Annotated in this window: 9 protein-coding genes; 6 read left to right on the forward strand and 3 right to left on the reverse strand. The window is 68.5% G+C overall.

From position 1 onward, the window contains the following. The 6 genes from NS283_RS10165 to pknB form a co-directional block, all read left to right on the forward strand. The coding region (locus NS283_RS10165; RefSeq protein ID WP_241492228.1) for an FHA domain-containing protein FhaB/FipA at positions 1-379 on the forward strand (379 nt) is incomplete at its 5' end. 9 nt (positions 380-388) lie between these two features. Continuing rightward, the gene (locus NS283_RS10170; protein WP_058596751.1) at positions 389-1,627 is read left to right on the forward strand and encodes a PP2C family protein-serine/threonine phosphatase; all 1,239 of its coding nucleotides are present in this window, start codon (positions 389-391) and stop codon (positions 1,625-1,627) included. After that, positions 1,624-3,024 carry an FtsW/RodA/SpoVE family cell cycle protein gene (locus NS283_RS10175; RefSeq protein ID WP_058596752.1) on the forward strand — a complete coding sequence of 467 codons (1,401 nt, stop codon included), beginning with the start codon at positions 1,624-1,626 and terminating at the stop codon, positions 3,022-3,024. Before NS283_RS10170 ends, NS283_RS10175 begins: the two co-directional genes overlap by 4 nt. A gap of 61 nt (positions 3,025-3,085) precedes the next feature. Next, entirely contained in the window at positions 3,086-4,543 is a 1,458-nt protein-coding gene (locus NS283_RS10180; RefSeq protein WP_058596753.1) for a peptidoglycan D,D-transpeptidase FtsI family protein, read from the forward strand. After that, a complete protein-coding gene (locus tag NS283_RS10185; protein WP_058596754.1) occupies positions 4,540-6,285 on the forward strand; it encodes a serine/threonine-protein kinase in 1,746 nt (581 codons plus the stop codon). The genes NS283_RS10180 and NS283_RS10185 overlap by 4 nt, the downstream gene beginning before the upstream one ends. Before the next feature lie 35 nt (positions 6,286-6,320). After that, complete coding sequence (pknB, locus tag NS283_RS10190; protein ID WP_058596755.1) at positions 6,321-8,051, forward strand: Stk1 family PASTA domain-containing Ser/Thr kinase; 1,731 nt, start codon at positions 6,321-6,323, stop codon at positions 8,049-8,051. On the opposite strand, the gene NS283_RS10195 is transcribed toward pknB, so the two are convergent. The 3 genes from NS283_RS10195 to NS283_RS10200 all read right to left on the reverse strand — a co-directional run. Then, positions 8,029-8,679 (reverse strand): anthranilate synthase component II, encoded by a 651-nt coding sequence (locus NS283_RS10195; protein WP_058596756.1) that lies wholly within the window; start codon positions 8,677-8,679, stop codon positions 8,029-8,031. The genes pknB and NS283_RS10195 overlap by 23 nt on opposite strands. Continuing rightward, on the reverse strand, positions 8,676-8,831 hold the full coding sequence (locus NS283_RS18910; protein WP_193751324.1) for a hypothetical protein: 156 nt from the start codon (positions 8,829-8,831) through the stop codon (positions 8,676-8,678). The genes NS283_RS10195 and NS283_RS18910 overlap by 4 nt, the downstream gene beginning before the upstream one ends. Further along, the coding region (locus NS283_RS10200; RefSeq protein WP_058596757.1) for a class E sortase at positions 8,831-9,357 on the reverse strand (527 nt) is incomplete at its 5' end. The genes NS283_RS18910 and NS283_RS10200, both read right to left, overlap by 1 nt.

Genomic DNA, 9,357 nt, shown 5'->3' on the forward strand with positions numbered 1-9,357 from the left:
TTGTTTTCAGGCAGAGGACGGAGTCGCATATTTCTGCCGGTCTCGTGGGCTCGAAGATGCGTATAAGGGACAGCTCGCCACCACCGACACCGTGTCGCGCATCGTCATCACGAGCGGACCCAAGGTCGGCCTCGAACTCCCCCTCGGCACCGAACCGCTCACGATCGGCCGCTCGAGCGAGTCCGGTCTCGTGGTCCGCGACGACTACACCTCGAGCCACCACGCGCGGCTCGTGCTGTGGGGCAACCAGTGGATGCTGCAAGACCTCGACTCGACCAACGGCACCACGCACGACGGGGTGCGCGTGGCATCCCCCGTGCAGGTGAAGGTCGGCGCCCCCATCAAGGTGGGCGCGACGACCTTCGAGCTGAGGAAGTAACCCTCTTCCATGGTCTTCCAAGGCTCGAGCGCCGCCATCTCCCACACGGGCAAGGTGCGCTCCAACAACCAGGATTCGGGCTACTCCGGCTCGAATCTCTTCGTGGTCGCCGACGGCATGGGCGGTCACGCGGGCGGTGACGTCGCGTCGAGCCTCGCGATCCACCGCATGACCGAGTTGGACCAGCCCTTCCCCACCCCCGCCGACGCCGAGCACGCCCTGCGCGACGCCCTGTCCGACACGGCGGCCGAGCTCATCGACACGGTCGCGCGTCGGCCCGAGCTCGCGGGGATGGGAACCACCGTCAGCGCCCTGATCATGGTCGACGACTACGCCGTCATCGGCCACATCGGCGACTCACGCATCTACCTGTACCGCGACGGCGAGCTCACCCAGATCACGACCGACCACACGTTCGTGCAGCGCCTGGTCGACTCGGGTCGCATCACCCCCGAAGAGGCGCGGTATCACCCGCGGCGCTCGGTCCTCATGCGCGTGCTCGGCGACATGGACCCCGATCCCGAGATCGACACGTTCATCATGCCGACGCAGGACGGCGATCGCTGGCTGCTGTGCTCCGACGGGCTCTCGGGCGTCGTCGGCGACGCACACACCGACCGCACCCTCGCCCTCGGGATGCCGCCCGCCCGCACCGCGGACGCGCTCCTCAAGCAAGCGCTCGACGGAGGGGCGCCCGACAACGTCACCGTCGTGATCGTCGACGTCGGCGGCCAGCACCCGGTTTTCACCGGCACACCCACGATCGTGGGCTCGGCGCTGAACCCGGTCGGAGCCGTCGCGCCCGCGGGCCGACCGGCGAGGTCGAACTGGCTGCACCCCGTCCGCCAGGCCGCGAACGAGCCGACGCACTTCGAACCCGCGGCCGAGTTCCTCGAAGAGCTCATCGAAGAAGACCGGCGCCGCGCCCGTCGGCGCCGCCTCGGCTGGCTCGCCGCGCTCCTGATCGTGCTGGCCGGCATCGGCCTCGCTCTCTTCGCCGGCTACAACTGGACCCAGACGCGGTACTACGTGGGCGCCGACGACGATTCCGTCGTCATCTACCGCGGAGTGCAGCAGTCCATCGGCCCGATCTCGCTGTCGTCGGTGTACGAAGACACCAACATCGTCCTCGCCGACCTCTCGGACTTCGACCGCCAGACGGTCGAGGCCACGATCTCGGCGCGCTCCCTGTCCGACGCCGAACAGATCGTGGAGCGTCTGCGTCCCACCCCGGAGGCCGGCGGATGACCGATCAGAAGCTGACCCGCGACAACGCCGTGTCGACCGACACGGCCGTGATGCGCGCCCTGAAGAAGATCCGCGTCCCCGCCACGCAGCGCAATCGGGAGCTGGGCCTGCTGATCTTCGCGATCGCGGTCTACGGCGCCGCTCTCGTGCTCGTGCAGCTGGGCGTGAACGGCACGATCGAGTCGGGCTTCCTGACGCTCGCGAGCATCCCCGCCGTCCTCGCGTTGGTCATGCACGTGGTCCTGCGGCTGCGCGCACGCGACGCCGACCCCTTCGTCCTGCCGATCGCCACCGTGCTGACGGGGATCGGCATCGCGATGATCTACCGCATCGACCTCGCGGTCCGCCTCGAGGGCTGGGATGCCACGTCGAACCGTCAGATCGCCTGGGCGGCCATCGCTCTGGTCGCCGCCCTCGCTGTGGTGATCTTCGTGCGCAACTACCGCGTGCTCTTCCGCTACACCTACCTCTCGGGTCTGATCGGCATCCTGCTCCTGCTCCTGCCGTTTGTTCCGGGCCTGGGAACCGAGCAGAACGCGGACGTGTGGGTCTCGCTCGGATTCGTTTCGTTCCAGCCGGGTGAGCTGGCCAAGATCTGCCTCGCGATCTTCTTCGCCGGCTACCTCGTGCGCACCCGCGAGAGCCTCACCTCCACGGGCACCCGGTTCCTCTTCATGACCTGGCCCCGCGCGCGAGAGCTCGGTCCGCTCCTGATCATCTGGCTCGTCTCGCTCGGCATCATCGTGCTCCAGCGCGACCTCGGTACGGGTCTGCTCATCTTCGGCATGTTCGTCGCGATGCTCTACGTCGCGACCGGCAAGACGAGCTGGGTGCTCATCGGCGTCGTCCTCGCTGCGACCGGAGCGTTCCTGGCATCCCGGGTCCTCCCCTACGTCAACGGGCGCTTCGCCAACTGGCTCGACGCGTTCAACCCCGAGGTCGTCAACCGCGACGGCGGAAGCTATCAGCTCGTGCAAGGGATCTTCGGCCTTTCGCACGGCGGACTCTTCGGCACCGGTCTCGGCCAGGGCCGCCCGTACATCACCCCGCTCTCGCAGAGCGACTACATCGTCCCGAGCCTCGGTGAAGAGCTGGGTCTCGTCGGCTTGTTCGCGATCCTCGCGCTCTACATGGTGTTCGCGAGCCGCGGCATCCGCATCGGCCTCGCCGGTCAGGACGACTTCGGAAAGCTCCTGGCGACCGGCTTCTCGTTCACGATCGCGCTGCAGGTGTTCATCATGGTCGGCGGTGTCACGCGCGTGATCCCGCTGACCGGCCTGACCACGCCGTTCCTCGCCGCCGGCGGGTCCTCGCTCGTGGCCAACTGGATCATCGTGGCCTTCCTGCTGCGGATCTCGGATGCCGTGCGCAGCCGCCCCCGGGTGGTGATCGGTTGATGACGCCCACGATCGCGCCGCCCACCGCGCCCCTCGGCGCTCCCCGACCAGAGGAGGCACCGTGACCAAAGAACTCCGACGCCTCAGCATCGTCATGCTGGCGATGTTCCTCGCCCTGTTCGCCTCGACGAGCATCATCCAGGTCGCCCAGGCGGGCAATCTCACCGATGCCCCCGGCAACACTCGCGCCCTCTACGACTCCTACGAGATCCAGCGCGGCTCGATCATCGCGAGCGGAAGCCCGATCGCGCAGTCGGTGCCGTCGGACGACGTCTACAGCTGGCAGCGCCAGTACACCGACGCGCAGATGTGGGCTCCCGTGACCGGGTACGTCAACCCGGTGCTCGACTCGCGCACGCAGATCGAGGATGCCGAGAACTCGGTGCTCAGCGGATCGGGAGAGAACGAGTTCTTCTCGCGCATCAACCGCGCGATCACGGGTCAGGCGCCCCGGGGTGCCAACGTGGAGCTGTCGCTCGACGCCAACGTTCAGCGCGCCGCGTGGGACGCCCTCGGCGGTCTGCAGGGTGCTGTCGTCGCGATGGAGCCCTCGACCGGTCGCATCCTGGCCATGGTCTCGACGCCGAGTTTCGACACGAACGCGCTCGCGTCTCATGACACGGATGCCGTCGACTCGACCTACGACCAACTGGTCGCCGATCCGTCGCAGCCGATGGACAACCGCGCCATCGCCGGCAACCTCAACCCTCCGGGGTCGACGTTCAAGCTGGTCGTGGCGTCGGCGGCGTTGGCATCCGGAAAGTACACTCCCGACTCGAGCTTCCCCAACGTGGCCGAGTACACGTTGCCGCAGTCGAGCAGCGTCGTACGCAACGCCGGCGGCGGCACGTGCGGCGGCGGCGACACCGTCACGATCGCCACGGCCCTGCGGTTGAGCTGCAACATCCCGATGGCCGAGCTGGCCGTAGAGCTCGGCGATGACGCGATCAAGGCCGAGGCCGAGAAGTACGGCTTCAACAAGCAGTTCTCGATGCCGCTGACCTCGACCGCGTCCAGCTACCCCTCCGGCCTCGACGCCGCGCAGACGGCGCTCAGCGGATTCGGTCAGGGACAGGTGACCGCGACACCGCTGCAGATGGCGATGGTGTCGGCCGGGATCGCGAACGGCGGAGTGGTGATGAACCCGCGGATGGTCGACCGGGTGATCGAGTCCGACCTGTCGGTGACCGATGAACGCGCCGACAGCGAGTTCGGTCGCGCACTGGACGCGAATCTCGCGGCGGAGATGGTTTCGATGATGACGGCGAACGTCCAGGACGGCGCGGCGTCGAATGCAAGAATAGACGGGGTCCAGGTCGCCGGTAAGACCGGCACCGCGGAGAACGGATCGACACGTCCGTTCACTCTCTGGTTCACGGGTTTTGCTCCGGCCGACGACCCCAAGGTCGCCGTCGCAGTGGTGGTCGAGAACGGCGGGGGCCAGGGGCAGAGCGGGAGCGGCAACGATATCGCCGCCCCGATAGCGAAGAAGGTCATGGAGGCGGTGCTGGGTAAATGAGACCGACGCAGGGAGTGACCTTCGGAGGACGGTACGAGCTCGATTCGCGTATTGCGATCGGCGGTATGGGTGAGGTGTGGGAAGCGACCGATCACGTCATCGGACGCACCGTCGCCATCAAGATCCTCAAAGACGAATACATGGGCGACCCCGGGTTCCTCGAGCGTTTCCGCGCCGAAGCCCGTCACGCAGCTCTGGTGAACCACGAGGGCATCGCGAGCGTGTTCGACTACGGCGAAGAAGACGGCAGCGCCTTCCTCGTCATGGAGCTCGTCCCCGGCGAGGCCCTGTCGACGATCCTCGAGCGCGAGGGCTCGTTGTCGACAGACAAGACGCTCGACATCGTCGCGCAGACCGCCGCCGCGCTGCAGGCCGCGCATGCCGCCGGTCTCGTGCACCGCGACATCAAGCCGGGCAACCTGCTGATCACGCCCGACGGCCGCGTCAAGATCACCGACTTCGGCATCGCGCGCATCGCCGACCAGGTCCCGCTGACCGCGACCGGTCAGGTCATGGGCACCGTGCAGTACCTGTCGCCCGAGCAGGCGTCCGGACACCCGGCGTCTCCGGCGACCGACATCTACTCGCTCGGCATCGTCGCGTACGAGTGCCTGGCGGGCAAGCGCCCCTTCACGGGCGAGTCGCAGGTCGCGATCGCGATGGCCCAGATCAACGAGCAGCCTGCGCCGCTCCCGCCCACCGTGGCGGTTCCGGTGCAGAACCTCGTCATGGCCATGATCGCCAAGAAGCCCGACGACCGGCCCGCCTCGGCTGCCGCCGTCTCACGCGCCGCTACGGCCCTGCGCCGGGGAGACCTCACCGCCGCCGCGGCCGCGGTCCCCGCGATCGCCGCGGGTGCCGCCGTCGCCGACGATGTCACGCAGCTCCTGTCGCCCGGGCAGACGGGCGCGGCCACGCGCCTCATGCCGACCCCGGCGGCGACGTCGCTTCTCACCGAGGAGCACACCGAAGAGACCGTGCCGCAGAAGAAGAAGCGGAGCCGGCTCACGTGGCCGCTCATCGCGCTGATCGTGCTGCTCGTGCTCGTCCTCGGAGGAACGCTCGCGGCCCTGCTGACCAACCAGAACGAGCCCGACGCGGCCCCGTCGAGCACGGCTCCGACAGCGGCCACGCCGGTGCCGAGCGCGTCGACGCCCTCGCCGTCGTCCTCCCCCTCGCAGACCCTGGTCGACGTCGACTCGCTCGACCTGCTCGGCCGCACGTGCGACGAGGCGCGCGCGATCCTGCGCGACAGCAACCTCGCGGCCACCTGTGCCACCGGTAACGCGGCGACCAATGCCGACGAGATCGGCACGGTCTACAAGGTCGACCCCACCGGTCGGAACCCCGCGGGCACCAACATCACGGTGACGGTCTACGGCGAAGAGACGCCCCTCAGCCAGCCGGGAACGCCCACGCTGCCCTCGTCGGTCGCGGCCGGTGCCACGGTGCAGGTCTCGTGGCAGCAGTACACCTGCCCCTCGGGCACGGGCAACGTCACGTCGTACAACTTCACCGCCGAGCAGGGGACCTTCGCCACCAACGGCTCGTCGACGGCGTCGTTCTCCCCGGACGAGCGCAATGCCGAGCTGGTGGTGAGCAACTCTCCCGGATCGACTCTCCGGGTGACCTACACGGTCAGCTGCTCGGGCACCGATCGGACCGCCGGCCCCTCGGGTGAGGCATCCGCCACGATCTCCGGTGGTCCGTCGCCGACGACCTCCGCGTCGCCCAAGAACTGACCCTTTCGCACACGCATCACCCCTGGAGTTCCTTCGTGACCACTGAGACGCGCGTCCTGTCCGGACGCTACCGCGTTGACGACCTCATCGGTCGTGGCGGCATGGCGAGCGTCTACCGCGGCTACGACCAGACGCTCGGGCGGACCGTCGCGATCAAGGTCCTCAAGGCCGATCTCGCCGGCGATGCGGCCTTCCGGACGCGTTTCCGCCTCGAGGCGCAGGCCGCGTCGCGGATGGCTCACCCCACGATCGTGCGGGTGTTCGACGCGGGCGAAGACGTCGAGACGGGCCCGGACGGCCAGGAACGTCCCGTTCCGTACATCGTCATGGAACTCGTCCACGGGCGCCTGCTCAAGGACATCATCTCGGCCGGCCCCGTCCCCACCGACGACGCACTGCGGTACGTCGACGGCATCCTCGAGGCTCTCGAGTACTCTCACCGCGCCGGCGTCGTGCACCGCGACATCAAGCCCGGCAACGTGATGATCACCGAATCCGGCGGCGTGAAGGTCATGGACTTCGGCATCGCGCGCGCGGTGTCGGACTCCTCGTCGACCGTGGCCGAGACGACGGCGATCGTCGGCACCGCCGCCTACTTCTCTCCGGAACAGGCGAAGGGCGAGTCGGTCGACGCGCGAGCCGACCTGTACTCGACGGGCGTCGTCCTCTACGAGCTGCTGACCGGCCGACCGCCGTTCCGCGGTGAGACACCCGTGGCCGTCGCATACCAGCACGTCAGCGAAGCCCCGGTGCCGCCGAGCGAGATCAACGAATCCGTGTCGACGGCTCTGGATGCCATCGTGCTCCGTGCCCTCGCGAAGGATCCGTTCCAGCGTCCGCAGGATGCGGCGAGCTTCCGGGAAGCTCTGGATGCCACCGTGGACGGCAGAGGTCCGACAAAGCGTCAGATGTCGGCCCTGTCGAACGAGCTCTACGGCCCCAACCCTCGCCAGGCCGCCGAGACCGCACGATCGCTGCGTCAGCTCAGCACCGACACGACGATGCGCCGGACGCAGCCGGGCCCTCCCGTCGCCTGGATCTGGGCTGGCGTCACGGTTCTCGCCGTTCTCCTCGTCGCCGTGCTGTTCTGGGTGATGCAGATCCAGCCCTCGAACAACGTTCCGTCCGCCGGCCGAGCCGTGCCGAACGTCGTCGATATGTCGTACGACCGGGCCGTCGAGGCGCTCGAGGGAGAAGACCTCGTCGCCAAGCGCGTCGACGAGCCGAGCGAAAAGATCGCCGCCGGAAACGTCACACGGACGACGCCTGCTGCCGACACGTCCGTCGCGGAGGGCCAGGAGGTCGTGCTCTACGTCTCGAGCGGGCCAGACCTCGCCACCATGCCCACCCTCTCGGGGATGAGCGAAGAGGCCGCGCGCACCGCGCTGCAGCAGGCGGGGCTCTCCGTCGGTTCGGTCCGACGACAGAACGACCCGGCTCTCGCCGCGAGCACCGTGATCTCCGCGAGTGTCGCGAGCGGCGGTGCGGTCACGAACGTGGAAGCGGGATCGCAGCTCGCCAAGAACACGACCGTGAACCTGATCGTCGCCAGCGGCCAGGTCGTGATCGTCGACTACACGGGATACACCGTGGATGCCGCCAAGCGCGAGCTCGAGTCCGATGCGATGCAGCTGACGGTCAAGGTCGAAGAGGATTCCAGCTGTCCGGCCTCGGTCCCGAGCCCCACGGTCAAGACGCAGTCGCTGGCCCCCGGCGAGGTGCCGGTCCACAGCGAGATCACGCTCACGTCCTGCTCCGGCTCCTGACTCGGCGCGGATGAAGGGTCGCGCCGCGCACGGCGGCGCCGAGGCATCCGGCATCCTCCATCCATCTGCCGAGAAGCCGGTGACCCCCCTCGGTCAGCACGCTCTCGGGGTGGAACTGGACACCGACGATCGGTGCGGACCGGTGACGGAGGCCCATGATCACGCCGCTGTCGGTGCGCGCGGTGACCTCGAGCTCGGCGGGGAGCGTTCCGTCCGACACGGCGAGCGAGTGGTAGCGCGTCGCCGCGAACCCGTCGGGCAGATCGGCGAACACGCCTCGTCCGTCGTGGCGGATGCTGCTCGTGATACCGTGCAGAAGCTCGGGAGCGTGCTCGACGCGGGCTCCGAAAGCGACCGCGATCGCTTGATGTCCGAGGCAGACGCCGAGGAGCGGAAGCATTGCGTCGTGTGCGGCGCGGACGACCTCGATCGATCCGCCCGCCTGATCGGGGTGACCGGGCCCGGGTGATATGACGACGGCCTCGGCGCGTGTCGTGACCGCGTCGAGCAGCGTCGGGTCGTTCGAGGGAAGCGTCTCGACGGTCGCGCCGAGATCGCTCAGGTACCCGGCGAGGGTGTGGACGAAGCTGTCGCGGTTGTCGACGACGACCACGCGCCACCGACTCACTCGACCGTGACCTCCTGCGGGTAGACCATGTCGCTCACCCAGGGGAAGACGTAGTAGAAGAGTCCGTAGAGCACCGCGGCAGCGAGGACGAGAAGGATGAGCACCCGCACCCACCAGGGTCCGGGCAGCACACGCCAGAGGGCTCCGTACATCAGGCGGCTCCAGAGGTCAGCGAAGCAGGGGCGCCGTTGGCGCGGGGCGTGAACGATTCGAAGACGCCGTAGCCGATGGCACGCTCCGAGAATCCGTACCGCGGGCTGCACGTGGTCATCGTGATCAACCGATCCGTCGCCTCGACCTGAGCCGCCTGCGGGACCGGGAGCAGCACGCCGACGCCATCGGGCTGCACGTACTCGAGGTTGCGGTAGCGGTAGGTGTACCAGCCGTCCGGGGTCTCGACGACGATGGCGTCGCCGATGTGGAGGGAGGGCAGATCGGCGAACGGGGCGCCATGACTGCCGCGGTGTCCCGCGATGGCGAAGTTGCCGACCTGACCCGGCATCGCGTTGTCGGGGTAGTGCCCCACGCCGATCGGATCGAGCGTGACCGACGAGCTCACCCCGCCCGCGAGCTTGAACTGGTAATCCGATCCCAGACGCGGGATGCGCAACACGCCGAAGACCTCGCCGTCGCCGGGCTGGGGCAGAGCGGGGGGCTCGGCGGTGGCCGGCTCCGTCG

It is taken from the genome of Microbacterium testaceum, from assembly GCF_001476285.1.
Lineage (GTDB): Bacteria > Actinomycetota > Actinomycetes > Actinomycetales > Microbacteriaceae > Microbacterium > Microbacterium testaceum_B.

Excerpts from the sequence above, each read along its gene's own strand:
- NS283_RS10170 (WP_058596751.1), top strand. The coding sequence starts at position 389 with ATGGTCTTCCAAGGCTCGAGCGCCGCCATCTCCCACACGGGCAAGGTG.
- NS283_RS10175 (WP_058596752.1), top strand. The coding sequence starts at position 1,624 with ATGACCGATCAGAAGCTGACCCGCGACAACGCCGTGTCGACCGACACG.
- NS283_RS10185 (WP_058596754.1), top strand. The coding sequence starts at position 4,540 with ATGAGACCGACGCAGGGAGTGACCTTCGGAGGACGGTACGAGCTCGAT.
- NS283_RS18910 (WP_193751324.1), bottom strand. The coding sequence starts at position 8,831 with ATGTACGGAGCCCTCTGGCGTGTGCTGCCCGGACCCTGGTGGGTGCGG.